Below are 24,757 nucleotides of genomic sequence, written 5' to 3' on the forward strand. Positions count from 1 at the left end.
CCCTCTCCTTGGGTGCGCGCCGGTCAGATCCGCGCGAGCGCGACGGTGATGTTGTCCTGGCCGCCCTGGGCGTTGGCCCAGTCAACCAGGGCGGACGCGGTGGCCTTCGGCTCGCCCCCGTTGCCCGCAGCTGTCTGACGTACGAGGTCGGCCAGCGGTGCCGCCTCGGAGCAGTAGTTCCACAGGCCGTCCGAGCAGACCAGCAGCCAGCCCGGCCCGCCCACGTGCAGTGTCGTGGTACGCGGCGTGTGGTCCGGGGCGTCCTTGCCGAGCCAGCGGGTGATCGCGTGCGCGTGCGGGCCGGACTCGGCCTCCTCGCGCGACACCCCGGTGGCGATCAGCTCGGCCGCCCACGAGTCGTCCACGGTCAGGGCGATCGGCTCGGCGTCGTCCGGGAACCAGTACGCCCGGCTGTCGCCGACGTTGCCCGCGACCAGCAGCCCGTTCTCCAGTACGGCGGCCACGAACGTGCAGGACGCCGGGTTCGGGCTGTCCGGGCTGGTGTTGTCGAGTACGGCGTCACTCGCCGCGTCGGCCGCCGCCTTGAGCCTGGCCGCGACCGCCCCGGCCCGGGAGGTCTCAGTGCCGAGGCCCTGAGCGTGGCCGGCCTCCAGCACGTCACGCGCCGCGCGTGCGGCCGCCAGCGAGGCGACGTCGGAGTCGAGCGATGAGCTCACGCCGTCGCAGACCACCAGCAGCGCCCGGCTACCCGGCTCGGCGTCGGCGGCGATGGCCATCGCGTCCTCGTTCCGGCTGTGCCGGATACCGCGGTCGCAGACCCCGGCCACCCAGGGAGCGGGCTGCTCCTCGAAGTGGTCCCGCGGCTTGGCGGCCTTGGTGCCACACGTCTCGCAGTACCCGTCAGCGCCGATGGTGCCGCCGCACGACTTGCAGGGCCCCACAGCCTCCACCACGGCTGCGGTGATCTCCACCGTCGGCTCGGTGTCGGTGTCCAGCGCCGGGGAGGTCGGGGCAGCGGTCCCCGGCTTCAGCTCGGTGCCGCAGGCTTCGCAGAACAGGTCGGCCTCGGCCACCGGCCCGCCGCAGTTGGGGCAGACCGTGTCGGTCGAACTCGTCATCGCAACGTCCATCCTCGAACCTCGTTCGCCCAGTCGACCAGGACGATCCGTTCCGTCCGGGTCGGGGCCTGGTCGGCCAGAAACCGGTACGTGGCCTCGAGCCCGTCCCGCAGGGAGGACTCGGTCGCCGCGCGGCCGTCGATCCGGAGCGCTTCCTGTGGACCGGACTGCTGCACCTCGGTCAGCGCCGTCCGGAACACGTCCGCGGCCAGGTTGGCCCGGTCGACCGGGTCGATGGTCAGCGTCGCGATGCTGTCCATCGCCTGGGCGAGCGCGGGAAGGCCACGCCCCGATCCTGCCAGTAGTCCGGCTCGCTGGCGACGAGCCCGCACGTACGCGCCGCTGGTGCGGGGCACCAGGTCGAGCGCGGCGAGCGCGCCGTCCACGTCGCCACGCGAGGTCCGGATGTCGGTCAGACCGAACGCGGAGGGGGCGATGTAGTTGGCGTCAGTGCGCGCACAGGTGAGGTAGAGGCCCTCGGCAACGTCGAACTCGCCGCTGTGCTCACAGGCGATCGCCAGAGCGAGCTTCGGCGCCAGCTCGCCCGGCACCTGCCCGTAGACGGCGTTGAACGCGGACTGGGCGCCGGCCGAGTCACCGCGGGCCAGGGCAACCAGTCCGGCCATCCAGACGGCCCGCCACTCCCACGGGTCGGCGTTGAGCAGGTCGGCCACCGCGGTGTCGACCATGTCGTAGCGGTCCGGCCCGACCTCCAGCGCTGCCTCCGCGATCTCCAGCAGCGTCTGCGGCGACTGCTCGGGCGCGTCGATGAGCAGCTCGAGCCGCTTGGTCGAGTCCGGCACGCTCACCGTCTTCAGCCAGCCGGCCATCTTGTCGCTGTCGTCCGGCGCCAGCGACGGCAGCTGCTGCCAGGGCAGCGCCGCGTCGCCCAGCCCGACCGACTTGTCGCCGGGCGTACCGAACAGCAACGACGACGCCGAGTGCTGCGCGGCCTTCACGCCCTGCTTGTCGGCCACCACCTCACGCAGTACGCCGAGCAGCTGCACGCGGAACTCGTCCGCGGACTGGAAGCGGTCCGCCGGGTCCTTCGCGCACGCCTTGGCCAGCAGGCGGTACACCGAGTCGTACTTCTGGAACAGCGGTACGTCGCTCACCGGCGGCAGCGTGTCGACGTACCGGCTCTGGTAGCCGCGGAACTCCATCGCCAGCACGCACAGCGTCCGGCCGAGCGTGTAGATGTCGGAGGCGATCGACGGGCCGACCTCGGCCACCTCCGGCGCCTGGAAGCCGACCGTGCCGTAGATCGCCGAGTCCAGGTCGTCGATCCGCCGGACACCGCCCAGGTCGATCAGCTTGACCGCGTCACCGACCTGGATGATGTTGTCCGGCTTGAAGTCGCAGTAGACCAGGCCGAGGTCGTGCAGGTACGAGAACGCCGGCAGGATCTCCAGCAGGTACGCGATCGCCTGGTCGATCGGCAGCGCGTCGTACTGGCCGTTGTTCGCGGCCATCCGCTGCTTGAGCAGGGTCTTCAGCGACGTGCCGCCGACGTACTCCATCACGATGTAGCCGGCACCGTCGTGGGTGACGAAGTTGTAGATCTCGACGATCAGCGGGTGCTCGACCCGGGCCAGGAACGTCTGCTCGGCGATCGCCGCGGCCACCGCGTCCGGGTCCTCGGAGTTCAGCAGGCCCTTGAGGACGACCCAGCGGTCCGAGACGTTCTTGTCCCGGGCCAGGTAGATCCAGCCGAAACCGCCGTGCGCCAGGCATCCGGCCACCTCGTACTGGTCGTTGACCAGGTCGCCCGGCTGCAGCTTCGGCGAGAACGAGAACCGGTTGCGGCACTTCGGGCAGAAGCCCTCGGTGCGGCCGGGCTGCCCGTTGCGGGAGCGGCCGACCGGGTTGCCGCAGCTCGGGCAGTTGCGGCGATCCTCCGGGACCATCGGGTTGGCCAGGATCGCCTTGCTCGCATCGATCGCGGGGATCGACGGGACGTGCGTGAGACCGGCGCCGAGCCGCGCGCCGCGCAGCCGGGTGGACGACGTACCGAGCTTGCGGGTCAGTTTCGAGCCGGCCGCCGCCGCACGGGCCGAGCCGAGCGGTGTCGAGGCCAGCCGGTTCGACGCGCGAGAGACGGTCGAGACCGTGCTGATCGGGTCGGGGTCGGCCGCCGTACCGCCGTCAGGGGCGGGCGAGCCGCAGACGTCGCAGTACCCGTCGACGTACGTGCCGGTGCAGCCCGGCTGGGTGCACTTGCCGGTCGCCGGGGCCGGGGTGGCCGTGCTCGCTGCCGTGCTCGCTGCCGTGCTCGCCGCCGTGCTCGCCGCCGTGCTCGCCGCCGTGCTCGCCGCCGTGCTCGCCGCTTTGCTCGGCGCGGCGGGGGAGCCGCAGACGTCGCAGTACCCGTCGACGATGGAGCCGGTGCAGCCCGGCTGGGTGCAGGTCGTCATTTCGTTCCTTCCAGGTAGGCCTGGTAGGCCGCTACCAGTGCTGCGAGGCGGGCCAGGTCGACCGGCTCGGTCTCGATCACCGCTCGGCCGCGCCGGTACAGCTCGGCGAGATCTTCGTTGCCCGGAGCAACACTTGCCGCTTTGACCTGATAGGCGTCCAGCACCTGGGCCAGCTCGTCGCGGCGTTGCAGCGCACCGCCGTACGCCGCCTGCGCCTGGCCGAGCGCCCGCCGGACCGCGTCCAGCCGGGTCAGGTACTTCTCCAGCTCGGCCGGGGTGTTCGGCACCGGTCCGAGCGCGGTCACATCGGGGACGGCGAGGCGCGGGGCCGGGGCGACCGTCGCGACCGCCTTGTCGGCGAGCGCGCGGACCGCCGTACCTTGGGCCTCGAGTTCGCCGCGCAGCGTACGCGCCCGGGCGACGTCGGCGGCACGCTCCTTGCGGGTCGCGGCGCCGACGATCAGGTCGCGCTCGACCTTGGCGGCGTCCATCTCGAACGGGCCGACCAGCCCGCCGATGTCCGCGCCGCGCTTGTTGCGGTCGGCGAGATCCGTGAGCCGCCGGTCCAGGTCGTGGTGCTTGGCGAGCGCGTCGTTGCGGGCGTTGGCCGGCTCCTGCTTGACCAGGTCACTGATCCGCTCGACCTGCGCACGCAGTTGCCGCAGCCGGGCCGCCAGGTCGGCGTCGCCGGGCTCGAGAGCGAGCTTGGCCCGCAGGCTGGACGCCAGCGCGTCCGACAGCTTGCACGCCTCAGGCAACGAAACCGCGAGCGAGCCACCCGCGGCGCCGGCATCCAGACCGCCCCAGATCAACGCCGAGATCTGCTCGGTCTCCTTCTGCCCGACGCGGCCGGAGTCCCAGGTGACCAGAATCAGCTCGTACCGATCCGAGACCGCCTTCCAGACCGTCATGCTGAGCACGACATCCGCACTCAGCGCATCAGCCTCGTCCGAGTGGAGAGCGGCCTGATCCAACTCGTCCAACTCAGCCTTCCGCCGATCCCGCCACTCCCCGAGCAGGCCCAGATAGGAAAGCAACTCCGAAGCCGGAACACTGCTCCCCATCCTCCCCGGAGGAACGGGCGCCGAGACGATCGGCGTACGAACGGTCATTGGTTCACCGGAACGCGGCCGTAAAGCGCCACCGGTGGCTTGGGCGCCTCACCAAGTGCTGTCTTGAACCACCTGTCGTACGAGGTCTTCCAACCACCGTCGTCCTTCATCTGCTGCAGGACGACGTTCACGAACCTGACGAACTCCGGGTGCTTCAGCGAGATGCCCAGCCCGTACGGTTCGTCGCTGAACCGCTCCGGAAGGACCTTGGCGTACGGATCCTGAGCGACGTCGCCGGCCAGGACCGTGTCGTCGCCGCTGATCCCCTGTGCCTTGCCCTGCTGGAACAGGACCAGACATCCGGTGTCGGTGTCGGCGGTGACCGCCTTGACGGCGGGGTTCTTCTTCTTGAGGTTCTCGAGGCTGGTCGAACCAGCCGGTGCGCAGATCGTCTGACCGGACAGGTCGTCGGTGCTCTTGGCCGTCGAGTCGCTCTGCACCAGCGTCTTCTGACCTGAGCGGTAGTACTCGGCGGAGAAGGCGATGTCGTTCCACCGATCGCAGTTGATGGTCATGTTGCGCGCGACGATGTCGACCGGGTTCTTGGTGTCGCGCAGCGACGGGATCCGGGCGGGGCTGGAGATCACGCGCAGCTCGACGCGGCCAGGGTTCGTGTCGGCGTCCGGGAAGATGCCTTTGGCAACAGCTTGGATCATGTCGATGTCGAAACCCTGGATCTTGCCGCTGATCGGGTCGCGGTATCCCAGGTTGAAGCTGTCCGCGGAGACCCCGGCGATCAACCGGCCCCGCTTCTTGATCTCCGCCATCCAGGAGCCGGCAGGCATCGCGCCCCCCGGCGCCGGGGTGTCGGCGTTCGGTGCGTACGACGCCAGTGCGTTCTGGCCGTCCGCGCACGGCCTGGGTGGCTTGGGTGTGGTCGAGGTGGCCGGCGACGTTTCTTTCACCGGGAGCTGGGTGGCGGCGTAGTTGCCGGTGCCGCAGGCGGTGAGGAGGAGGGCGGTGGCGGCGGCGAGTGGGATCAGTTTTTTCATCGGTACTCCTCCAGGCGCTGCGACATGCCCCAGGCGACCAGCAGGGCGGCGACGATGCCGATCGGGACGCCCAGCCAGCCGATCGGGGGTAGGCCGTCGCGGGCGTCGGACAGTTCGCTCGACACGGCGTCGCTGCTGGCGGTCAGTTGTTCGGTGGAGGCGGTGTCGAACGCGCCGAACGTCTTCGCGGAGTTGTCGGCCGCCTTCGGGTCGCCGACGGCCATAGCGACCGCGCCGTCCCAGTTGCCGCTGGTGTCGGCCTCGCGGACCTTGCCGTGGACCCGCTTGTAGTCGGCCCAGGCGTCCTGAAGTCCGTCGGTGGTGCCGGACGACTTGCCCAGCTGGTTGTCGACCTCGGCCGCGGCCGCGGTGTACGCCTTGTCGAAGGCGTCACCCGAGCCGCGGGCGATCAGCGTCAGGCTTTCGTTGGAGCGAGCGTCGTAGGCCGCGATCCGGGCGCGGGACAGCGCGAGCGTCCGCTCGTACTCGGCGTTGCGGGTGTCCTTCGCGGTGCCGGACGCGCTCGCCAGCGCGACGCCGCCGATGACCGTGGTCAGCAGCACCAGCGCGGCACCCGCGGCGATCGGGACGTTGAGGTAGCGGTGCGTACGGCGGGCCAGCCAGCGCAGCGTGATCGCGAAGATGACCAGGCTGAGGATGCCGCCGGCGAGAATCCAGATGGTGCCCTTGCCGATCCCGTCGAACTCGGTGTCGACGCGCTGCTCGTTCGCCTCGACCAGCGCTTTCACCAGCGGCAGGGAGTCTTCCTGGAGCACCGAATTCGCGTCCTTCAGGTACTGCGAGCCGATCGGGAGACCCTGCCGGTTGTTGGCGCGAGCCTGCTCGATCAGGCCTTCGTACGTGACGAGGGTCTTGTTCAGCGCGCCGAGCACCTCACGGTCCGCGGGCTGCGCGCTGGCGGCGTCGGCGATCAGCCCGGCGGCAGCGGCCAGCGAGTTGACGAAGTGCGCGCGCTGGCCGGGCGGCTCGAGCCCGCCGACCAGGAACGCGTTGGTCGCGTCGGCGTTCGCGCTGACCAGGTTGGTGTGGATCGCCTGGATGCGGACGAGCTGGGCGGTGTTCGCCTGCGCGCGCTCGAGGGAGCCGTCGGACTGGCTGAAGCCCTGCGCGGCGGCGAGGCCGAACACCACGCTCATCGCGGCGGCGAGGATCAGGAACGCGCGCATCCGGCCCGGCGTACCTTCGAACCACTGCGCGACCGCGCCGCGTGGACCGGCGCTCCGGGCGTTCGGCGCCTGTCCGGCCGCACCCTGCGGCGGGGCCGCCAGGGTCGCGGGCGGCGCACTCTGCGTCTGGGTCACGCCTGTTCTCCTTGCTCGCTCTGCTCAACCCGAACACTGTCAGGCCGGGCACTGTCGGGCTGCACACCGTCGTCCGGCACACTCTCGTCCGTCGCGCCGTCCGGCTGCGCACGCTCGGCCGGCGCGTTCGCGTCCGGCGCGGTGCGGTCGGGCGCGGTCGGGTCGGGCGCGGTCGGGTCGGGCGCGGTCGGGTCGGGCTCGGTGGGTGGGGTCTGTTCGGCTTCGTCGGTCAGGTCGGCGGCGAGGATCTGACGCAGCTCGTCCTTCGTCGGTGCCTTGACGTCGCGCAGCCGCCAGGCCTGCCGGCCGATCGCGGCCTCCAGCACGTTCCGGGCGAACCGTCCGTTGCCGAACGAGCTGTCCCGCGCGGTCGCCGCGAGGATCTCCTGGAACTTGTCGACCGCGGCCGGTACCAGCTCGTAGTCGGCCGCCTCGGCGAGCCCGGTGAGGATGTCGGTGAGCTCGTCGTCGCTGTAGTTCTCGAACTCGATCGTGGTCCGGAACCGGCTCGCCAGCCCGGGGTTCGCGGCGATGAACACTTCCATCGGTTCGGGGTACCCGGCAACGATCACGACCAGGTCGTCGCGCCGGTCCTCCATCTCCTTGACCAGCGTGTCGACGGCTTCCCGCCCGTACTGGTCGGCGCCCAGGTCACCGGCGGTCAGGCTGTACGCCTCGTCGATGAACAGCACACCGCCCGCGGCGGACGCGACCACGTCGGCCGTCTTCGTCGCGGTCTGCCCCAGGTACCCGGCGACGAGCTCGGACCGGTCGACCTCGACCAGCTGGCCCTTCGACAGCAGGCCGAGCGCCTTGTAGATCCCGCTCACCAGCCGCGCGACAGTCGTCTTGCCGGTCCCCGGATTCCCCACGAACACCAGGTGCCGCGTGATGGTCGGGCTCTTCAGTCCCGCCTCGGTCCGCAGCTTCTCGACGCGCAGTACGGCGACCTGCCGGTGCACCTCCCGCTTGACCCGAGCCAGCCCGGTCAGCCCGTCCAGCTCCTCCAGCAGCTCCTCAACAGTCTTGACCGGCTCGGCCACAACCGCCTCCGCAGCAGCCGCCGCCACACCAGCCGCCGCACCAGCGCCCGCCCCGCCGGCCGAGCCTCCTCCGACCCCCGGCCCACCGGCTGGACCTGCTCCGGCCTCCGCCCCGCCGGCTGAGCCTCCTCCGGCCCCCGGCCGACCAGCTGGGCCTGCTCCGCCGGCTGGGCCTGCTCCGGCGCCCGGCCCACCGGCTGGGTCTGCTCCGGCTCCCGCCCCGTCGGCCGTCGGCTTTGCCGGCGCTCCTGGCGCCGTCGCCCCGCTCCCCACCTGCAGCGTCCGCACCCCAGCCGCCTGTAGCTGCGCAGCAGCTGCGACCGACGCATTGCCCACGACTCGCATAGTGGGCTCGCCCAGAGTGCAGGCGGCAGATGCCACCTCCGCCAGCGCCTCGGCGTACGCCGCCTTCTCAGTAGAACCACTGGCGATCAGCTCGGTGAGTACGGCGGTAGGAGCGCCCCGCCAGCGACGGCCGCGCACGGCGGCGTCGAAGAAGTCCTGTGTCGTGCCGCCAGGAACAGCCTTACCCCAGTCGGCAGGCGCACCTGGTGCCGACTCGGCCAGGGCCGCGGCGAGCGACAGCGCCTCACCCCGGGCTGTGTCGTCGGCGACGCCGGCCCGAGCCGCGACTGTAAGGAGCGCCGACAGCGCCTCCTTAAGTCCCCCCGCGCCGCTCATGACCCTCCTCGTCCAGGTGGTGGTGCCAACGGTCCCGCCCCGGGATCCGGCGGCGGGGTCGACGCGGTCGGGCCGAGGGCGAGTCCTCCGCCAGTGGAGCCGGTGCCGAACTTCTCCTGCAGGAACCGGCCGTGCGCGATCAGTGCCGCCGCGTCGGCCCGGTTCACCGCGTCGAAGACCTTGTCCATCGTCGCGGCCAAGAGGTCCAACTGGTCGATCAGGATCATCAGCGACGTCTTGCCGCGGTCCACCGGGCGGGTGTCGGCCCACTGCCGCGGCAGCCGCAGGTACCCGCCGATCGCCTCCGGCAGGTAGTCCGTCGCGGTCGCCATCACGGAGTACGCCTGCACGCTGCCGCCCAGGTTGCCGAGCCGCGGGATCGTCTCCCGGACCACGCGGACCACCCGGGCGACGCGGGACGCCACCACGGCCGGTACGGCGCCGCCGGCGACCAGCTGCTCGACCCGGACCAGCGCCGCCAGCAGGTCGTCGTTCGTCGGCGGCCTGGGGACCGGCGCAGGCTCGGGCTCCTCCTTGCGACCGGTCAGCCGCGCGAAGAAGTCACCCAGAGCCAACGCCGTACCCCCTTAGTCTTTCCCGCGACTCAGCGACCGAGGTCGAGGTCGAGGCTGCCGTGCACGACCTGCTGGTTCTGCTGGGCGACCCGGTCCAGGTAGGAACGGGACTTGGTCACCTCGGTCTCCAGCGTGCCGATCGTCGCGGCCATGTTGTCCAGGGCCTCCACCTTGAAGGTGTCGATCGCGTCCATGGTCGCGTAGATGTTCGCGAACGCGGCCTGCAGCTGCGGCAGCCCGATGGTCGCCGACGCGGCCTGCTGCTGGATCGCCACCGAGTTGTCCTTCAGCATCTGCGAGGTGCGCTCGATCATGCCGCTGGTGGTGGTGTTCAGCGCGGTGATCTGGTCCAGCACGAGCTTCTGGTTGCCGAGCGCCTGCGCGACGATGACCGCCGTACGCAGTGCCGACACGGTGGTCGTGGACGCCCGGTCGACGCCCTTGATCAGCTCGATGTTGTTCTTGATCACGATGTCGATGGCCAGGTAGTTCTGGATCGACACGGCGAGCTGGGTGAGCAGGTCCTGGTGCTTCTGCCGGACGTAGAACAGCACGTCCTCGCGGAACGCCTTCGCCTTGTCCGGGTTCGTCGCCTCGAGCTCCGCGATCGCCGCGGACAGCCGCGCGTCGAGGCGCTCGGCGACGTACACGTACTGGTTCAGCCGGGTCATCGCGTCCCAGAGCTGCTGCTTCTCCAGGTTCAGCGCGGCGTTGTCCTTGCCGAGCTCGTCCTGGCCGTTGCGCAGGCTGTGCAGGATGCCCTCGAGGTGGCTCTGCGCGGTCTGGTACTTGCGGAAGTAGTCCTCGATCTTGTCCCCGAACGGGATCATCCCGAGGAGCTTCTTCACCCCGGTGGCTTCCTTCGGGTCCAGCTCCTCGACCGTCCGGCGAAGCTCGAGCAGGGTCTTGCCGACGGTCGACCCCTCCGACAGGCCGCCTTCCTGCAGCGCCCGGACCGGTGATTGGAGCAGCCGGTTCGAGCTCTCGGCGGCGGCGCGGATGTCGACGTCACCCATGCTGCGCACGTCACTGGCCTTCGCCGCGAACTCCGGCGAGCGCGGCTCGGCCGCCATCAGCGCGGTCAGGAACGTGTCGACCTTGGTGTCCAGCCCCGGCAACGCGGCAGGGTCGACAGCCGGCGCCATGGTCGGCGCGGAGGTGGCTGCCACCGGCTGTGACGGCGGCGGCGCAGTCAGTATCAGCCCCGGCGCGGTCGCCGTCGGCGGCTGCAACGGCGCCGCAGCGGGCTGCGCGGCAGCGGCCTGAGCAGCGGTGTTGTCGGCTTCAGTCATCGTGTTCCCCTCCGAGAGGTCCCCTGGACACCTCCGTGACGCGCGCCCAATCTAGTCGGTTCCAGGTCCCCACGGGCGGCCCGTTGCCTACTCGTTGTTAGCTGCGGCGGTAACCAACGAAGGAGAAGCCGTTGTGCGTCTCGCGGGCGGTCTCGGTCCAGTCGGCCTGAGCGACCTCCGGGAAGGTGACATCGCCGTCGGGGGACTGGTCGACCTCGGTGAGTTCCAGGGCGTCGGCGTGCGGGAGGGCCTGGCGGTAGATCTCGCCGCCGCCGGCCACGTACAGCGTTCCGTCGTACTTCAGGGCGTCGTCGAGGGAGTGGACGACGTCGACGCCGTCGGCGGACCAGTCGTGTTGCCGGGTGACGACGACGGTACGGCGGCCCGGGAGCGGGCGGCCGATCGAGTCGTAGGTCTTGCGGCCCATGACGAGCGTGTGACCGAGCGTGAGCTGCTTGAACCGCTGCAGGTCTTCACGGATCCGCCAGGGCAGGTCGTTGTCCCGCCCGATCACCCCGTTGCGCCCGACCGCGGCGATCAGGACGATGCTCATACGGCGATGGGGGCCTTGATCCCCGGGTGCGGGTCGTAGCCGACCAGTTCGACGTCGGCGATCTCGTAGCCGTCGATCGAGTCGCGGCGGTTGAGCTCCAGCGTCGGCAGCGGCCGCGGCTCGCGCGTGAGCTGCAGGCGGGCCTGGTCCAGGTGGTTCAGGTACAGGTGCGCGTCGCCGAGGGTGTGCACGAAGTCGCCGACCTCGAGCCCCGTCTGCTGGGCGACCATGTGGGTGAGCAGCGCGTACGACGCGATGTTGAACGGCACACCCAGGAAGATGTCGGCCGACCGCTGGTACAGCTGGCAGGACAGCCGGCCGTCCGCGACGTAGAACTGGAACATCGTGTGACACGGCGGCAACGCCATGTCGTCCACGTCGGCCACGTTCCACGCGTTCACGATGTGCCGGCGGGAGTCCGGGTTGTTCCGGATCGACGCGATCAGGTTCGCGATCTGGTCGACGTGGCGGCCGTCGGGCGTCGGCCAGGAACGCCACTGGTAGCCGTACACCGGGCCGAGCTCGCCGTTCTCGTCGGCCCACTCGTCCCAGATCGAGATGTTGTTCTCGTGCAGCCACTTGACGTTCGTCGAGCCGCTGAGGAACCAGATCAGCTCCCCGATCACCGACCGCAGATGCAGCTTCTTCGTGGTCACCGCCGGGAACCCGGCCCGCAGGTCGTACCGCGACTGGTACCCGAACACGCTCAGGGTGCCCGTCCCGGTCCGGTCCCCCTTCTCGGTCCCGTTGTCCAGCACGTGCCTCAACAGATCCAGGTACTGCTGCATGCGGCCAACCTACCTCCACCCCGTCCGCGCAGAGGTCAGCGGCGCGGGGCGGCCCGTCCTTGCGGAACAAAACTGCCACCAGGCGACGAATTGTTTCCGGAGAGCGGGCCGGCGACCGCTGTACAGCGGTTGCTGAGAGACTCACGCGTGTGGAGCTTGTGCTGACGCTCGTGGTGCGCGTCGAGAAGAAGGCCCGGCCGGCGCAGACCGACGCGCTGGAGACGGCGGCGCGGGCCGTGCTCGCGATCCTGGCCGACGAGCGGTCGCACGGCGAGGGGGAGTGGGCGGAGGCGATGGCGGCCTGGCAGGACAACCGCATCCGCAAGATCACCAAGCGCGCCCGCGGCATCGAGTGGCGCCGCGCCGAGGCCCTGCCCGGGATCACGGTGCGCGGCTACGGAACCGGCTCTTCGGTGCCTGCCGAGGACGTCGCCCCGTCCGGGGCCGCGGCGTCCGGGGCCGCGGCGTCCGAGGCCCCTGCGTCCGGGGCGCCTGCGTCCGGGGCGCCTGCGTCCGAGGCGCCTGCGTCCGGGGTCGCGGCAGCCGGGGCCGTGGCGTCCGGGGTCGTGGCGGCCGAGGTTCGGGTGTTTCCGCCGACGGGCGTGGACGACGTGCCGCCCGACCTCTTCAAGCTCCAGGTCAGCGGCACCGATTTCGAGGACACCGCGGACCTGCCGCCGCTGGACCCCGGCGTCCCGGTCCTGTGGCTCAACCCGACCCTGGAAATGTCCAGCGGCAAGGCGATGGCGCAGTGTGGTCATGCTGCCCAGCTCGCCTGGTGGGGTTTGTCGGAGCGGGCGCGCAAGGAGTGGGAGGCGACCGGCTTTGAGCTCGCCGTCCGCACGGCGACACCGGAGCACTGGCGAAGCCTGCTCACCAGCAACCTCCCGGTAGTCCAGGACGCCGGCTTCACCGAGATCGCGCCCGGTTCCCGCACCGTCATCGCCGACCACCCGCAACTGCGGCGCTGACTTCTATCGCATGACGCGGTAGTGCAGGTGGGTGACGCGGTCGCCCTGGATTACGCGAGGGTCGTCCAGCAGGATCTGCGGGCCCACGTAGTCGCCGAAGAACTTCACGCCGGTGCCGAAGAGAACTGGTACGACGTTGTAGGCGATCTCGTCGACGAGCCCGGCCGCCAGAGCCTGGCCGGTGAGGTTGCCGCCGGTGACCGAGACGTCGTGGTCGCCGGCGTGGTCCTTGGCCCGGGTGATCGCGTCCTCGATGCCGTTGACGAACGTGAACGGGGCGTCGGGGAACGGCCAGTCGGTCGGCGGCTGGTGGGTGACGACGAAGACGTGGTCGCCGACCGCGGGTACGCCGTTCCATCCGTTGGTGATGTCGAACAGCCGCCGCCCGATCACGCACGACCGGACGTTCGGCCAGGTGGCGTTGATGTAGTCCGCGCTCGCCCGGCTGAGGTGGAACGGCCGTCCCGGATCGGTCCCGTAGACCTCGACCGGGCCGTTGTTGTACCAGTCGAACAACGGCCCGACCTCGTCCTCGGTGTCGGCGACGAAACCGTCCAGCGAGACGACCGCCGTGGCGATGACGCTGCCCATCGCTACTTCACCACCCTGTACGTGAGGTGCTGCGCGGCCGGGGTCGAAACGGCGTCGACCAGCTCCAGTGCGTACGCCGGCGCGCTGCCGGCCGGGAACAACCGGGTCCCGCCGCCGAGCACGACGGGTGCCAGGTGCAACCGCAGTACGTCGGCGAGCCCTTCCGCGAGCACCTCGTGACAGATCTGCCCGCCGCCCATCACGTAGACGTCCTTGCCTTCGGCAACTTCAAGCGCCTGCGAGACGGCTTCCGCGGGACTGGCGACGAAGCGGAACCGATCGCCCAGCCGGGTGCTGACGGGCGGTGTGTGGGTGACGACGAAGACCGGCGGGTTGACCTCACCGGTCGGCTTCGCGCCGTACCCCATCTCGTCGCTCCACCCGCCCGGGGCGTCGATGACGTCGAAGAGGTTCCGGCCCTGGATGACCGCGCCCGTGGCGTCGAAGGCGGAGTCGAGGACGGTGCGGTCCGCGTCGGTGCCGTGGAAGACCCAGTCGTGCAGGGCCTCGCCGCCGTCACCGAGCCCGTTGTCCACTCCGGCACCGGGCCCGGTGACGTAGCCGTCCAGCGACACCGAGATGTCGACGACGACCTGGCTCATGTCAGCTCTCCTTCGCGACCAGCTCGGCCAGGCGGTTCATCGAGTCCTCGATGCCGTTGGCCATGCCGTACTCGATCGACTGGTCGCGGGCCTCGACCGACGGGAACACCGACCGCTGGTGCAGCCGGACGCCCTTCTCGGTCGGCTCCAGCGTCATCTTCTCGATGCACACCTCGCCCGGCGCGCCCTCCCACTCGAACGTCTGGATGACCAGCTTGTCCGGCTCGACGGTGTGGAAGACGCCGCGGAACGCGTACTCACCGGAGTCGTCCTTGTGGACGTAGCGGTACTTGCCGCCGGTGCGGACGTCGTACTCCTCGATGGTCGCCTCCAGCTCGCGCGGGCCGAGCCACTGGGCGACCAGGTCGCGGTCGGACATCACCCGGAACAGCTGCGCGGGCGTGGCGGCGAACTCGCGGGTGACCTCGACGAACGGGGTGCCCGCGGGGGTGTTGATGGTGGTGCCGTTCATGGTTACTGCTCCTTGTCCAGTAGCGCTTCCATCCGGCGGAAGCGGCGTTCGGTCTCGAGCCGGTACTCGTCGATCCAGCTCGTCAGTGCCTCGAGGGCGGCCGGCACCAGGTGGCACGGGCGGCGCTGGCCGTCCCGGGTCCGGGTGATCAGCCCGGCGGCCTCGAGCACCTGGATGTGCCGCGACACCGCCTGCTTGGTGATCGGGAACGGGTCGGCCAGCTCGTTCACCGTGGCCGGTCCACGCGACAGCCGCGCGATCATCGCCCGCCGCACCGGGTCGGCCAGCGCCGCGAACGCCCGGTCAAGCTGATCGTCATCAACCATCATCTTTATCAACCATTCCCTTGATCAACCGATGTGTTGAATATAGGTCGAGCTCGATCTGGTCGTCAACCCCCGGATCGAGCAACCTTGGTTGACATCGAATGGTTGTCAACCTAAGTTGCTTTTATGACCGAGTTGGTGGATCCCGAGGACCCCGCGGCAGGCCTGGCCGCGGTGGTGGCGTTACGCCGGCTGGCCGACCGGCTGGAGGACAGCCAGGTGGAGCGGGCGATGCGGGCCGGTTGGAGTTGGTCCGAGGTGGCCGAGGTGCTGGGGGTCACCCGGCAGGCCGTGCACAAGAAACACGCCCGGCGGCTGATCGCCGCCGGAGTTGCCCTGAGGAGGCGATGATGCCGGATCACAAGGATGTCCGGGCGATCCTGGTGCGCTCGGCGCGCGCCGAGGCCCGCCGGGACGGCTCGCGGACGATCGAGGCGGAACATGTGCTTCTGGCCGTGGCTGCACTCGACGGCTCGTCGGCCGCGCGGCTACTGGCCGAGGCCGGGCTGACGGACAGTGCGATCCGGGACGCCCTGAACCGGGAGTGGGAGCAGAGCCTGGCTGTCGCCGGGATCGCGGTCCGGACCGGACTGTTGCCAGAAGCAACACCCGACCGGGCCCGCGACCCGCAGATCGGCGAGTCCACCAAGCTCGTGCTCCGCCGGGCGATGGACGCCCCGCCGAAACTCGGCGGCCGTATCGGCCCGATGCGAATCCTGGTCGGCCTGCTCGACACCGAGCGCGGTCGCGTGGCCCGTACCCTCCAGGCTGCCGGCGTCGACCGTCAGGCCCTCCACGCCCGAGCCACCGAAGCCCTCGCGGCCGGCACCCCCTGAGGCGACGGACCTAGATCGTCTCGAAGGCGGCCATCATGGCCATGTCCTCGTGTTCGAGGTTGTGGCAGTGGATCAGGTACTTGCCCTTGTGGGCGGTGAACCTGACGAGGACCTCGACGACCTCGGCCGGCCGGATGTCGACGGTGTCCTTCCAGCCGTGGTCGTACGCCGAGATCTTGCCGCCGCCGCGGGTGAGGACCTGGAACGGCGCGAGGTGGACGTGCACCGGGTGGTGGACGTCGGTGACGAACGACCAGATCTCGTACTGGTCCAGCTTGACCTGCGCCTGCATCACGGCCGGGTCGAAGCCCTTCCCGTTGATCGTCCAGCCCCGGTGGTCGCCGGCACTCCCGCGGCGGAACCGCCACTCGCGCCGGACGACGCCCTTCGGCCGCGGGGTCACGGCGTACGACGAGAGCGTCGCCGGGACCCTGGTGTCGTCGGACGCCTTGCGGGCGACCTTGAAGCGCAGCACGTTCGCGTTGCCGTCGAGCTTGTTGACGACCGTGACCTCGTCGCCCGGCTGGTACTGCGAGAAGTCCACGACCACGTCGAAGCGCTCGGCCGGTGCGATCACCAGCGACTTGTGCTCGACCGGCTCCCCGAGCAGGCCGCCGTCGCTGCCGATCTGCACGAACGTCGCCGGGCCTTTGTCGAAGGCGAGTTCGTACCGCCGGGCGTTGCTCGCGTTCAGGATGCGGAAGCGGTACCGGACCGCGTCGACCTCGTGCACCGGCCACGGCGCGCCGTTCACCAGCGTGACGTCGGCGACGACACCTTCCATGTACGCCGACTCCACACCGGGACCGTCCTTCGCGGCCGGGTAGAGGAACGAGCCGTCCGCGTCGAACGCGCGGTCCGCGATCACCAGCGGGATCTCCCGATCGCCCTTCGGCAGCGGGAGTTCCGCCTCTTCGTCGTCGCGGACGATGTGCAGGCCGAACAGGCCGCGGTACACCTGCGGCGCGGTGTAGTCCATCGTGTGGTCGTGGTACCACAGCGTCGCGGCGCGCTGCGTGTTCGGGTACGTGTAGGTGCGCTTGCCCGTTGTCATGTCGCCGCCGGACATCCGGCGCCCGGTGTGGTGACCGGCGTGCTGTCCGTTCGCGGGCATGATCAGGTCGAGCGGCCAGCCGTCGCTCGGCGCGGGCGTGTGGCCGCCGTGCAGGTGGACCACGGTCGACACGTCGAGCTCGTTGACCTGCTCGACCACGGTGGTCCGTCCGCTCCGCACATCGAAGGTCGGGCCGGGGAACAGGCCGTCGTACCCCATCACCTCGGTCTTCAGGCCGGGCAGGATCTCCAGGCTCGCGGTGCGCTGGACGACCTGGTAGTAGTCGGCCTTCGCATCGGACCGGACCGCCTTCTTCACCGGTGGGATCCGCAGCGGCACCTGGAACGGGGCGGGGAGTTTCGCCTTGCTGCGCAGGAGTTCTCCGGCCTGTGCGGGCTTGGCCTCCTGGCCGCAGGCGGTGAGTACGAGGGCGCCACCCGAGGCGGCCAGAACTGCGCGGCGGGACAATCTCATCGCTTCGCCTCCTGGCGGTTGAGACGTGCGGTGGGGCGGAACGACCAGACGGTCATCCAGCAGACGGTGCCGACGATCGCGGTGCCGAGCGGGACGTGGACGGCGAAGTTCTGCAGGTAGCCGAAGGTGAGCTGGACGAACTCGGCGACGACCAGCAGGACGGAGATCAGGGCCGGCCAGATCCGGCCGCGACTGCCGATCGCGTAGCAGACGGCCGCGACGGTCTGGAGCAGTGCGAGCATCCAGATGGTGCCGCCGATGACGCTGTGCACGTTCGTCATCGCGTCGACGTTGCCGGCCAGGAAGTACCCGGCGGCGATCGGCTGCGCGACCACGAACACCGTGTGCAGCACGAGGGTGATGCGCAGCACCTGCAGGCTGGCCCGCGGCCTGCGGACCTTGACGGCCGGCTGCGGCTCGAGGGTGATCATGCGGCGACCACCTCGCGCTTGCCGACCCAGACCGCGAAGGCGACCGAGGCCGCGACGAGGGCGATGCCGAGTGGTACGTGGATCGCCAGCTGGCGGCTGTACCCCATCGCGATCTGGACGACCTCACCGGTCAGGATCAGCAGGCTCACCACGGCCGCGGTCCAGCGGCCGCCGGCCCGCCACCAGATCGTTGCCAGCAGCAACTGCGCGAGCCCGAGGAAGGCCAGGGCCAGCCCGATCGGCTCGTGCAGGCGCAGGCCGGACGGCGAGCCGTTCAGGTACACGCCCGCGAAGACCGGCTGCAGGCAGATCGCCAGCGCATGCACCGCGGCCGTCACCCGGAGCGCGTTCAGCAGCTTCATGTAGACAGACAATAGTAGTCTGGCTACATGTAGAGCAATCAGGTATTACCCGGAAGGGTCAGGTCAGGTGCCCCAGGGGTGCGACGGTGATGCCGGCCCGCTCGCACACCCAGTGCGGGTCCGGGCCGAGCTCGGGCTCGATGCGGAGCTCGTGGTCATGCAGGTCGTCGCAGGCCGTGCAGCGCGGCCAGCGGACGCCGGAGTCGACCAGGCGGTCCTGGACGTCCTGCGCCACCAGGCCCGCGATGTGCTCGGCACCGTCGGGCCACTGGTCCAGCCACCACTGGCGACCGGCGACGGCGTCCTCCAGCAAGGACACCATCACCGCGTCGTCGAAGCCGCGCGCGGCGAGGTCGTGCAGCACCATCGCCCGCGCGGTCAGCAACACTCCTGGCTCGTTCATCGCCCTTCAGAGTGCCAGACACCTCCGACAAAACAAGGTCAGCCGGCGGTGGTGGGGCAGGTCGGGGCGGGGTCGATGCGGTTGGCGAGCCGGAGCTCGCGTTCGGCGACGGACCGCAGTACTGCGCTGAGCCGCGAGCGGACCGCCCGGTTGCGGACCGGCTCGTCGTACGGCTGCTGGGGAGCGTTCGGGAGCGCGGACTGGCTGAGGTTGCGCGCGTTCTCGACGGCGGTGTTGCCGGCAATGAAGTACGTCATGGTTCTGCTCCCTCCTGAGAGCGTGGTTGATCGACCCGGGAACCGGACGGTTCCGGGGAGGTGTGTGTGGTTGTCAGTGCTTGGGCGCGGGTCCGCTGCTGGAGCGGACGATCAGCTGCGTCGGCATCAGCAGCTGGCGGTCGGTCGCGGCCGGGTCGAGCAGGATGCGGCCGACGGCGCGCCCCTTGTCCTTGATGGGCTGGCGGACCGTCGTCAGGCCGGCGGCCGCGGCGGCGGGGATGTCGTCGAACCCCGCCAGGGTCAGGTCGCGACCCGGGGTCAGGCCCCGGACCTTCATGGCTTCCAGTGCGCCGAGTGCCTGCACGTCGCTCAGCCCGACGATCGCCGTCGGCCGGTCCTGCGAGTCGAGCACGTACTCCGCGCCCTTCATCCCGGACGCGAACGCGTTGTGCCCGCCGGAGACGATCCGCAGCCGGGCGTCCGGCATCGCCTTCTGCAGGCCCTGGATCCGCAGCTCGCAGTCGGTGTACCCGACCTCGTCGAGCGTCAGCTCCACCGGCCGGCCGCCGGCCGCCTGCGCGTTGTCGACCAGGACGACGACCTCCCGGTGACCGAGCCGGGCCAGGTGCTCGCCCAGTTGCGCGGCCGCCTCGACCTCGTCGATCGCGACCCAGGACAGGTCCGGGTGGTCGCCCCGGTCGGTCGACACCGCCGGGATCCCGCGGTTGGCGAGGATCTCGAGCGCCGGGTGCCCACCCGGCACGCAGAAGATCGCCGCCGCGTCGATCGCGGCCTGCTGGACGGCGTTGCTGCCGCCGGCGATGTCGGTCGAGCTGAGCGGCATCAGCAGCAGGCTGGTGGCGAACTCCTCGGCGACCTCGGCGAGCCCGGCCAGGAAGCCGACCGCGTACGGATCCGAGAAGGCGTAGGCCAGTTTGTCCGTGAACAGCACCCCGACGGCGCCCGCCTTCCCGCTGCGCAGGGCGCGGGCCGACGCGTCCGGTCCGGCATACCCGAGCTCCTGGGCGGTGGCCAGGATCCGCTCGCGCAGCGCCGTGGAGAGCTGGTCGGGCTTGTTGTAGGCGTTCGAGACGGTCGACGGCGAGACGCCCACGGCCTTCGCCACGGTCTTCAGCGTCACTCCCGCCATCTCGATCACCTCATCTGTATCGTTCTTCTAAATCGTTCTAGAAAAACGATACAGAAGGCCGTGCGGGAGTGCAACAGGAATATGGGAGATGATGGCGCGCATGGGTTCGTTGCTGGAGATCATCGCGCTGCATCCGGCGGACGCAGAGGCGGCGCAGGAGGGCGGGGCGGACCGGCTGGAGCTGTGCGCCTCGATGGAGGCCGACGGGTTGTGCCCGTCGGTGTCGACGGTCAGCGCGATCCGCCGGGTCACCGATCTGCCGCTGCGGGTGATGCTGCGGCTGGAGAACTCGTTCACCACCGACGGCGCCGGACTGAACCGGCTGACCGCGATGGCGCAGTCCTTCCTGGCCGCGGGCGCGGACGGTTTCGTGCTCGGCTTCCTGACCCCGGACAACCAGGTGGACGTCGAGTCGGTGGCCGCGCTGGTCAGCACCTTCGCCGGTACGCCGTGGACGTTCCACCGCGCGATCGACGCCGTACTGGACCAGCAGCAGGCGTGGCGTGCGCTGCGCAGCCTGCCCGGTCTGGACTGCGTCCTGACGGCCGGCTCGTCGATCGGTGTGAGCCACGGCCTGGACGACTTGTGCAAGCTGGCGCGTGACGACGCCGCTGTCGCCGGCGTGATGATGGCCGGCGGCGGTCTGCAACCCGAGCACGTGCCGTGGCTGTTCCAGAGCGGTGTCCGCCGGTTCCACGTGGGTACGTCGGTCCGCCAGGACGGCTCGTGGACCAAGGCGTACGTGAACTCCCGGTTCGTGCGCTCGTGGCGCACCCTGCTCGACGCCCAGGACGCGCGCGAATGATCCTCATCGACCCGCCCGCCTGGCCGGCCTGGAACCGGATCTGGTCGCATCTGGTCAGCGACGAGTCCTACGAGGAACTGCACGCCTTCGCGAAGGCCGCCGGCATCCCGGCCCGCGGCTTCGACCGCGACCACTACGACGTGCCGAGCGACCGCTACGACGACCTGATCGCCGCCGGCGCCGTACCGGTCTCCAGCCGCGAACTGGTCAGCCGACTGATCGCGTCGGGGCTACGGCATCGCAAACGGCCCCCGACCGGATAGGTCAGGGGCCGTTCGTTCAGTCGAGCAGCTCGGTCACGGTGCCGGCGGCGACCGTGTGGCCGCCCTCGCGGACCGCGAAGCCGAGGCCGACGTCCATCGCGACCGGCTTCTCCAGCTCCACGCCGAGCTCGATCGTGTCGCCGGGCATCACCAGGGCGATCTCACCCAGGTCGATCCCGCCGGACACGTCCGTGGTCCGGAAGTAGAACTGCGGCCGGTAGTCCGCGGCGAACGGCGTGTGCCGGCCACCCTCGGCGGTGGACAGCGCGTGCAGGTTCGCCCGGAACTTCCGGTGCGGCCGGACACTGCCCGGCAACGCCACCACCTGGCCGCGACGGACCTCGTCACGCTTCACGCCACGCAGCAGCACCGCCGCGTTGTCGCCCGCGTCCGCGGACTCCAGCGACTTGCCGAACGTCTCCAGACCGATCGCCGTGCTGGTCACCGTCGGGCCGAGGCCGACGACCTCGACGGTGTCGCCGAGCTTCAGCGAACCGCGCTCGACCGCACCGGTGACCACGGTGCCGCGGCCGCTGATCGTGAGCACGTTCTCGATCGGCATCAGGAACGGCTCGCCGAGCTCGCGGTCGGGCACCGGCACGTAGTCGTCGACCGCGTCCAGCAGCTCACCGATCGCGGCGGTCCACCGCGGGTCGCCCTCGAGCACCTTCAGTCCGGACACGCGAACGACCGGTACGTCGTCGCCGGGGAAGCCGTACTCCGAGAGGAGCTCACGGACCTCCAGCTCGACCAGGTCGAGCAGCTCCGGGTCGTCGACGGTGTCGGCCTTGTTCAGCGCGACGACCAGGTACGGTACGCCGACCCGGCGCGCGAGCAGCACGTGCTCGCGCGTCTGCGGCATGGCGCCGTCCTGCGCGGACACGACCAGGATCGCGGCGTCCACCTGGGCGGCGCCGGTGATCATGTTCTTGACGTAGTCGGCGTGCCCGGGCATGTCGACGTGTGCGTAGTGCCGGGTCGCGGTCTCGTACTCGACGTGCGAGATGTTGATCGTGATCCCGCGCTGCATCTCCTCCGGCGCACGGTCGATGCCGTCGAAGGCGACGAAGCGGTTCACACCCGGGTCGCGCTCCGCGAGCACCTTGGTGATCGCCGCGGTCAGCGTGGTCTTGCCGTGGTCGACGTGACCCATCGTCCCGATGTTGAGGTGCGGCTTGGTCCGCACGAACTGGCTCTTGGCCATGAGAAATCCTTTGTCTGTCAGAAGGTTCGGGATGAGCCAGGACCCTCCGGCAAGCCCTCACAGCGCTGTCACCGCGTGGAGGGGGCCGGTGCGGGTCACCCTCCTCCGCGGGTCCTGCTGAGCAGGAGGAGGGTCAGCTTCGCGCGCCGGTGCAATCGACTGACAGTGCCCACGTGGGAGCGCCCGTCAGGCCGGTGCCTGACAGGTCGGACTCGAAAACCACGCGGAACATGCGGATCACGGTAGGTGTCAACAGGGCCGGGAGCAACAGAATTCCCGGAGCCTCAGTTGAGTGCGAACAGCCGGGTGCCGTCGGAGAAGATCGGGCGGGCGGCGGCGACCGTGACGGCCGGGCGGTTACAGGTGACTTCCTCGGACTTGGCCACCGGCTGCGTGTTCGGGCTGGGCAGGATCGGTCGCGGCTGGACGCCGGTGGTGCCGATCATCACGGGGGAGCAGCTGCCGTTCGGTTGCGGCATCAGCGTCACCACGCGCCCGTCCGGCAGCAGCGCGAAGCCGTTCCGCGGGTACTCCGGCTGCTGCAGCCGCGGCGGCACCTGCAGCAGGTGGTGCCACTGCGGTGTCCCGTCAGCAGGACTCGACGACGACACGTCGTACGTCTGCGGCTGTCCGGGGTCGTTCGCGGTCCGGCAGGTGATCAGCACCAGTGCGGCGTGCGTCGCGGCCAGCTGCGCGTCACATGACGAAGAGCCGAGCCGTGGTCGCGGGGTGCCCGGCACGGGGGTGGTCCAGATCAGATGGCCTTCGCTGATGTCGACCGACCACTGGTAGAGGGTGCCGCCGGCGGCGCCGGTCCAGATCAGGCCGGAGACCTCACGGGTGTCCGGTACGGCGACCATGTCGCCGACCCACGTCGACGGGTCCAGCTCCGAGCTCAGGTCGATCCGTGCGCCGAGGTCGACCTCCCAGCGCTGCGCGCCGGTCTTGATGTCCAGGCCGCGGACGACGGCACCGTTGCCGGCACACGCGTCCACGACGACGGCCTGGTCACCGACCAGGGCGCCCTGTGTCACGGTGCAGCGCACCTGCGCGCGCCAGTGGGTCGGGCTGCTGACGCCGTGCGCGACCACGTAGTTCTTCTCGGCCACGAGCAACTGGTCGCCGTCGACGGCCAGTGCGGTCCCGTCGGTGTCAACCTCGGTCAGCACCTGTCCGCTCACCGCGTTCAGTACGGCGTACGTCGGCAGCTTGATGCCCGCGGGCTCGCGGTTCTCCGAGCGCGGCAGGTGCGCCGCGACGGTGCGTCCGTCCGAGGACACGACCAGTCCGTTGGCGCCGCTGGAAGCAGCGTCCTGGACATCGGCCCGGGAGTAGCGCCACCTGATCTGACCGGTGGCGGCGTCGGACATGACCACGCCGTCCGGCCGCAGCTCCGCTACGCCGCCCGCCGTACCGGTGATGGCACCGGTCGCGGGGACCTCACGGCTCCAGGCCAGCGTCCCGTCGAGCTGGACCGGCTGCTGGGTCGGCTGTGCGGTCGTGGTCGTGCTGACCGTGTTGGCCGTCTCCAGCCGGGCCTGGACGAACGGCTCGCCGGCGGAGACGACGACCCACGCCAGCAGCGCGCCGCACACAGCGGTCGCGCCGACGCCCAGCCACCGCGGGGGAGCCTGGGCGTACGGCGGTGCTAGCCGCAACCGTCGTGCCAGCGCCAGCAACGCGCCTGCGAGCACCAGCGCGACCGAAGCGATCAGGAGGTACGGCCAGCGCTCGGACATGGCCGCACCGGGCTGGGCGACCGGCCAGCGCCACCAGCACACGCCGACCGCGATGAGTCCGACAGCTGCGAAGACGATCGCAGGGACGGTCACCAGGCGCTGCTGCGTCCTCCGGAACCACGCACAGGCCAGCGCGGCCGCAACCGCAGTACCGGCGATCGGGGCCCACACCGGGAAGCCGCTGACGTCGGCCGGGTCGGCCGGCCACTTGGCGGCCGCGCCGAGGCCGCGGCCCAGCAGGACCGAGGACGCGACGACCGCGCCGAGCGCCGCACCGAAGTAGACGACCGGGATCAGCCCGCCGATCGGTCGGGCCGCCCTAGGGCCCAGCGAACCGACCTCCCGGGTCAGGTTCTCCCTGGCGGGCCGTTCCCATTCCTCATGGCCCTTGGGGGTGGCGTACAGCCGGGTCTCGCTCAGGCCCTGCAGGAACGACATCCGGCCGCGGGCGAAGTCCCGGTCGGCGACGTGCCCGTACTCCTGCCGGATCCCGGCGGCGTACTCGTCGTACCGGGCGGCCGGCAGGCTCAGGATCCGCAGGTCGGCGTCGCAGAGCACGGCGCCGTTGCGGTCGTCCGCCGCGCAGTCGTGCTTCGCGGTCAGCCGGACCAGGCGGCCGATCTCCGCGACCTTCGCGGCCTCGACGCCGTACGCCGCCAGCTCGAGCTCGGCCAGCTGGGCCGAGACCTCCTCGTTCTCGCCGGGGTCGGCCTGCGGGTCGTAGATCGCGTCGTGGAACCAGGCCGCCAGCCGGACCGTGTCCGGGTCGTCGGCGTACTCGGCCAGCTCGTCGACGGTCTCCAGGACCTCGGTGAGGTGCTGCTGGTCGTGATAGTGACGATGTTGCTCTGCGTAACGAGCCAGCAGGTCGTCGCCCAACGGCTGCGCGTGCGGCAGCAGGCGATTCCACTGGTCGCGCAGGTCCATGGCCAAGGAGTCTGGCACCGGTTGGGACCTGTCGCCGACCGATCCGGGGTTCCCGGATCGGTCCGTGGCCAAAGCGAT

27 protein-coding genes are annotated in these 24,757 nt (G+C 70.5%); 5 read left to right on the plus strand and 22 right to left on the minus strand.

The window, feature by feature from the left end:
- Positions 1 to 23: 23 nt before the first annotated feature.
- The 10 genes from ABZW60_RS31180 to ABZW60_RS31225 all read right to left on the minus strand — a co-directional run bounded on the left by ABZW60_RS31180 (position 24) and on the right by ABZW60_RS31225 (position 11,851).
- Positions 24 to 1,079 (minus strand): PP2C family serine/threonine-protein phosphatase, encoded by a 1,056-nt coding sequence (locus tag ABZW60_RS31180; RefSeq protein WP_355482846.1) that lies wholly within the window; start codon positions 1,077 to 1,079, stop codon positions 24 to 26.
- Positions 1,076 to 3,493 carry a tetratricopeptide repeat protein gene (locus ABZW60_RS31185; RefSeq protein ID WP_355482847.1) on the minus strand — a complete coding sequence of 806 codons (2,418 nt, stop codon included), beginning with the start codon at positions 3,491 to 3,493 and terminating at the stop codon, positions 1,076 to 1,078. The genes ABZW60_RS31180 and ABZW60_RS31185 overlap by 4 nt, the downstream gene beginning before the upstream one ends.
- Positions 3,490 to 4,476, minus strand: a complete 987-nt coding sequence (locus tag ABZW60_RS31190) for a hypothetical protein (RefSeq protein WP_355482849.1) — start codon at positions 4,474 to 4,476, stop codon at positions 3,490 to 3,492. The genes ABZW60_RS31185 and ABZW60_RS31190 overlap by 4 nt, the downstream gene beginning before the upstream one ends.
- A gap of 125 nt (positions 4,477 to 4,601) precedes the next feature.
- Positions 4,602 to 5,597 carry a glutamate ABC transporter substrate-binding protein gene (locus tag ABZW60_RS31195; RefSeq protein WP_355482851.1) on the minus strand — a complete coding sequence of 332 codons (996 nt, stop codon included), beginning with the start codon at positions 5,595 to 5,597 and terminating at the stop codon, positions 4,602 to 4,604.
- Positions 5,594 to 6,919: a hypothetical protein gene (locus ABZW60_RS31200; RefSeq protein WP_355482853.1), complete on the minus strand. Its 1,326-nt coding sequence runs from the start codon at positions 6,917 to 6,919 to the stop codon at positions 5,594 to 5,596. The genes ABZW60_RS31195 and ABZW60_RS31200 overlap by 4 nt, the downstream gene beginning before the upstream one ends.
- Positions 6,916 to 7,962 carry an AAA family ATPase gene (locus ABZW60_RS31205; protein WP_355482855.1) on the minus strand — a complete coding sequence of 349 codons (1,047 nt, stop codon included), beginning with the start codon at positions 7,960 to 7,962 and terminating at the stop codon, positions 6,916 to 6,918. Before ABZW60_RS31205 ends, ABZW60_RS31200 begins: the two co-directional genes overlap by 4 nt.
- A gap of 677 nt (positions 7,963 to 8,639) precedes the next feature.
- Positions 8,640 to 9,218, minus strand: coding sequence for a hypothetical protein (locus ABZW60_RS31210; protein ID WP_355482858.1), 579 nt, complete (start codon positions 9,216 to 9,218; stop codon positions 8,640 to 8,642).
- A gap of 29 nt (positions 9,219 to 9,247) precedes the next feature.
- Positions 9,248 to 10,510, minus strand: coding sequence for a toxic anion resistance protein (locus ABZW60_RS31215; protein WP_355482860.1), 1,263 nt, complete (start codon positions 10,508 to 10,510; stop codon positions 9,248 to 9,250).
- A gap of 97 nt (positions 10,511 to 10,607) precedes the next feature.
- Entirely contained in the window at positions 10,608 to 11,063 is a 456-nt protein-coding gene (locus ABZW60_RS31220; RefSeq protein ID WP_355482862.1) for a dihydrofolate reductase, read from the minus strand.
- Positions 11,060 to 11,851: a thymidylate synthase gene (locus ABZW60_RS31225; RefSeq protein ID WP_355482864.1), complete on the minus strand. Its 792-nt coding sequence runs from the start codon at positions 11,849 to 11,851 to the stop codon at positions 11,060 to 11,062. Before ABZW60_RS31225 ends, ABZW60_RS31220 begins: the two co-directional genes overlap by 4 nt.
- A 149-nt stretch (positions 11,852 to 12,000) precedes the next feature.
- Between ABZW60_RS31225 and ABZW60_RS31230 the strand changes: the two genes are divergently transcribed.
- Positions 12,001 to 12,822 (plus strand): peptidyl-tRNA hydrolase, encoded by an 822-nt coding sequence (locus ABZW60_RS31230; RefSeq protein WP_355482866.1) that lies wholly within the window; start codon positions 12,001 to 12,003, stop codon positions 12,820 to 12,822.
- A 3-nt stretch (positions 12,823 to 12,825) separates the two neighbouring features.
- On the opposite strand, the gene ABZW60_RS31235 is transcribed toward ABZW60_RS31230, so the two are convergent.
- Genes ABZW60_RS31235 through ABZW60_RS31250 form a run of 4 tightly spaced genes read right to left on the minus strand, consistent with a single transcriptional unit; the run spans position 12,826 to position 14,816 of the window.
- A complete protein-coding gene (locus tag ABZW60_RS31235; RefSeq protein ID WP_355482868.1) occupies positions 12,826 to 13,413 on the minus strand; it encodes a dihydrofolate reductase family protein in 588 nt (195 codons plus the stop codon).
- Between the two features lie 2 nt (positions 13,414 to 13,415).
- Positions 13,416 to 14,015, minus strand: coding sequence for a dihydrofolate reductase family protein (locus ABZW60_RS31240; protein WP_355482869.1), 600 nt, complete (start codon positions 14,013 to 14,015; stop codon positions 13,416 to 13,418).
- Between the two features lies 1 nt (position 14,016).
- Positions 14,017 to 14,487 (minus strand): SRPBCC domain-containing protein, encoded by a 471-nt coding sequence (locus tag ABZW60_RS31245; RefSeq protein WP_355482871.1) that lies wholly within the window; start codon positions 14,485 to 14,487, stop codon positions 14,017 to 14,019.
- 2 nt (positions 14,488 to 14,489) lie between these two features.
- Positions 14,490 to 14,816 (minus strand): metalloregulator ArsR/SmtB family transcription factor, encoded by a 327-nt coding sequence (locus tag ABZW60_RS31250; RefSeq protein ID WP_355482873.1) that lies wholly within the window; start codon positions 14,814 to 14,816, stop codon positions 14,490 to 14,492.
- Positions 14,817 to 14,939: 123 nt separating this feature from the next.
- On the opposite strand from ABZW60_RS31250, the gene ABZW60_RS31255 reads away from it, so the two are divergent.
- Positions 14,940 to 15,164 carry a hypothetical protein gene (locus tag ABZW60_RS31255; RefSeq protein ID WP_355482875.1) on the plus strand — a complete coding sequence of 75 codons (225 nt, stop codon included), beginning with the start codon at positions 14,940 to 14,942 and terminating at the stop codon, positions 15,162 to 15,164.
- On the plus strand, positions 15,164 to 15,649 hold the full coding sequence (locus tag ABZW60_RS31260; RefSeq protein ID WP_355482876.1) for a Clp protease N-terminal domain-containing protein: 486 nt from the start codon (positions 15,164 to 15,166) through the stop codon (positions 15,647 to 15,649). Before ABZW60_RS31255 ends, ABZW60_RS31260 begins: the two co-directional genes overlap by 1 nt.
- Before the next feature lie 10 nt (positions 15,650 to 15,659).
- Here the strand turns inward: ABZW60_RS31260 and ABZW60_RS31265 are convergent, their stop codons facing one another.
- From ABZW60_RS31265 to ABZW60_RS31290, 6 genes are all read right to left on the minus strand, one after another.
- A complete protein-coding gene (locus tag ABZW60_RS31265) occupies positions 15,660 to 17,177 on the minus strand; it encodes a multicopper oxidase domain-containing protein (protein ID WP_355482878.1) in 1,518 nt (505 codons plus the stop codon).
- Positions 17,174 to 17,608, minus strand: coding sequence for a hypothetical protein (locus tag ABZW60_RS31270; RefSeq protein WP_355482880.1), 435 nt, complete (start codon positions 17,606 to 17,608; stop codon positions 17,174 to 17,176). The genes ABZW60_RS31265 and ABZW60_RS31270 overlap by 4 nt, the downstream gene beginning before the upstream one ends.
- Positions 17,605 to 17,970 (minus strand): hypothetical protein, encoded by a 366-nt coding sequence (locus ABZW60_RS31275; RefSeq protein WP_355482882.1) that lies wholly within the window; start codon positions 17,968 to 17,970, stop codon positions 17,605 to 17,607. The genes ABZW60_RS31270 and ABZW60_RS31275 overlap by 4 nt, the downstream gene beginning before the upstream one ends.
- Before the next feature lie 58 nt (positions 17,971 to 18,028).
- Entirely contained in the window at positions 18,029 to 18,373 is a 345-nt protein-coding gene (locus ABZW60_RS31280; RefSeq protein WP_355482883.1) for a hypothetical protein, read from the minus strand.
- A 38-nt stretch (positions 18,374 to 18,411) separates the two neighbouring features.
- Entirely contained in the window at positions 18,412 to 18,630 is a 219-nt protein-coding gene (locus tag ABZW60_RS31285; protein ID WP_355482885.1) for a hypothetical protein, read from the minus strand.
- 73 nt (positions 18,631 to 18,703) lie between these two features.
- Complete coding sequence (locus ABZW60_RS31290; RefSeq protein WP_355482887.1) at positions 18,704 to 19,741, minus strand: LacI family DNA-binding transcriptional regulator; 1,038 nt, start codon at positions 19,739 to 19,741, stop codon at positions 18,704 to 18,706.
- A 100-nt stretch (positions 19,742 to 19,841) separates the two neighbouring features.
- Here ABZW60_RS31290 and ABZW60_RS31295 point away from each other — a divergent pair, with 100 nt between their 5' ends.
- Positions 19,842 to 20,546: a copper homeostasis protein CutC gene (locus ABZW60_RS31295; RefSeq protein WP_355482889.1), complete on the plus strand. Its 705-nt coding sequence runs from the start codon at positions 19,842 to 19,844 to the stop codon at positions 20,544 to 20,546.
- The gene (locus ABZW60_RS31300; protein ID WP_355482891.1) at positions 20,543 to 20,809 is read left to right on the plus strand and encodes a DUF4031 domain-containing protein; all 267 of its coding nucleotides are present in this window, start codon (positions 20,543 to 20,545) and stop codon (positions 20,807 to 20,809) included. Before ABZW60_RS31295 ends, ABZW60_RS31300 begins: the two co-directional genes overlap by 4 nt.
- Before the next feature lie 16 nt (positions 20,810 to 20,825).
- Here ABZW60_RS31300 and tuf read toward each other — a convergent pair whose 3' ends face one another.
- Both tuf and ABZW60_RS31310 read right to left on the minus strand, forming a co-directional pair.
- Positions 20,826 to 22,013 carry an elongation factor Tu gene (gene tuf, locus ABZW60_RS31305; protein WP_355482893.1) on the minus strand — a complete coding sequence of 396 codons (1,188 nt, stop codon included), beginning with the start codon at positions 22,011 to 22,013 and terminating at the stop codon, positions 20,826 to 20,828.
- Between the two features lie 284 nt (positions 22,014 to 22,297).
- Positions 22,298 to 24,679, minus strand: a complete 2,382-nt coding sequence (locus ABZW60_RS31310) for a hypothetical protein (RefSeq protein ID WP_355482895.1) — start codon at positions 24,677 to 24,679, stop codon at positions 22,298 to 22,300.
- Between the last annotated feature and the right edge of the window lie 78 nt (positions 24,680 to 24,757).

It is taken from the genome of Kribbella sp. NPDC003557 (assembly GCF_040610805.1).
GTDB lineage: Bacteria > Actinomycetota > Actinomycetes > Propionibacteriales > Kribbellaceae > Kribbella.

Bases quoted from the DNA above. Each gene is read 5' to 3' on its own strand.
- ABZW60_RS31180 (WP_355482846.1), bottom strand. From the start codon at position 1,079: ATGACGAGTTCGACCGACACGGTCTGCCCCAACTGCGGCGGGCCGGTG.
- ABZW60_RS31185 (WP_355482847.1), bottom strand. From the start codon at position 3,493: ATGACGACCTGCACCCAGCCGGGCTGCACCGGCTCCATCGTCGACGGG.
- ABZW60_RS31195 (WP_355482851.1), bottom strand. From the start codon at position 5,597: ATGAAAAAACTGATCCCACTCGCCGCCGCCACCGCCCTCCTCCTCACC.
- ABZW60_RS31215 (WP_355482860.1), bottom strand. From the start codon at position 10,510: ATGACTGAAGCCGACAACACCGCTGCTCAGGCCGCTGCCGCGCAGCCC.
- ABZW60_RS31220 (WP_355482862.1), bottom strand. From the start codon at position 11,063: ATGAGCATCGTCCTGATCGCCGCGGTCGGGCGCAACGGGGTGATCGGG.
- ABZW60_RS31225 (WP_355482864.1), bottom strand. From the start codon at position 11,851: ATGCAGCAGTACCTGGATCTGTTGAGGCACGTGCTGGACAACGGGACC.
- ABZW60_RS31235 (WP_355482868.1), bottom strand. From the start codon at position 13,413: ATGGGCAGCGTCATCGCCACGGCGGTCGTCTCGCTGGACGGTTTCGTC.
- ABZW60_RS31240 (WP_355482869.1), bottom strand. From the start codon at position 14,015: ATGAGCCAGGTCGTCGTCGACATCTCGGTGTCGCTGGACGGCTACGTC.
- ABZW60_RS31245 (WP_355482871.1), bottom strand. From the start codon at position 14,487: ATGAACGGCACCACCATCAACACCCCCGCGGGCACCCCGTTCGTCGAG.
- ABZW60_RS31250 (WP_355482873.1), bottom strand. From the start codon at position 14,816: ATGATGGTTGATGACGATCAGCTTGACCGGGCGTTCGCGGCGCTGGCC.
- ABZW60_RS31255 (WP_355482875.1), top strand. From the start codon at position 14,940: ATGACCGAGTTGGTGGATCCCGAGGACCCCGCGGCAGGCCTGGCCGCG.
- ABZW60_RS31260 (WP_355482876.1), top strand. From the start codon at position 15,164: ATGCCGGATCACAAGGATGTCCGGGCGATCCTGGTGCGCTCGGCGCGC.
- ABZW60_RS31265 (WP_355482878.1), bottom strand. From the start codon at position 17,177: ATGAGATTGTCCCGCCGCGCAGTTCTGGCCGCCTCGGGTGGCGCCCTC.
- ABZW60_RS31270 (WP_355482880.1), bottom strand. From the start codon at position 17,608: ATGATCACCCTCGAGCCGCAGCCGGCCGTCAAGGTCCGCAGGCCGCGG.
- ABZW60_RS31275 (WP_355482882.1), bottom strand. From the start codon at position 17,970: ATGAAGCTGCTGAACGCGCTCCGGGTGACGGCCGCGGTGCATGCGCTG.
- ABZW60_RS31280 (WP_355482883.1), bottom strand. From the start codon at position 18,373: ATGAACGAGCCAGGAGTGTTGCTGACCGCGCGGGCGATGGTGCTGCAC.
- ABZW60_RS31285 (WP_355482885.1), bottom strand. From the start codon at position 18,630: ATGACGTACTTCATTGCCGGCAACACCGCCGTCGAGAACGCGCGCAAC.
- ABZW60_RS31290 (WP_355482887.1), bottom strand. From the start codon at position 19,741: ATGGCGGGAGTGACGCTGAAGACCGTGGCGAAGGCCGTGGGCGTCTCG.
- ABZW60_RS31295 (WP_355482889.1), top strand. From the start codon at position 19,842: ATGGGTTCGTTGCTGGAGATCATCGCGCTGCATCCGGCGGACGCAGAG.
- ABZW60_RS31300 (WP_355482891.1), top strand. From the start codon at position 20,543: ATGATCCTCATCGACCCGCCCGCCTGGCCGGCCTGGAACCGGATCTGG.
- tuf (WP_355482893.1), bottom strand. From the start codon at position 22,013: ATGGCCAAGAGCCAGTTCGTGCGGACCAAGCCGCACCTCAACATCGGG.
- ABZW60_RS31310 (WP_355482895.1), bottom strand. From the start codon at position 24,679: ATGGACCTGCGCGACCAGTGGAATCGCCTGCTGCCGCACGCGCAGCCG.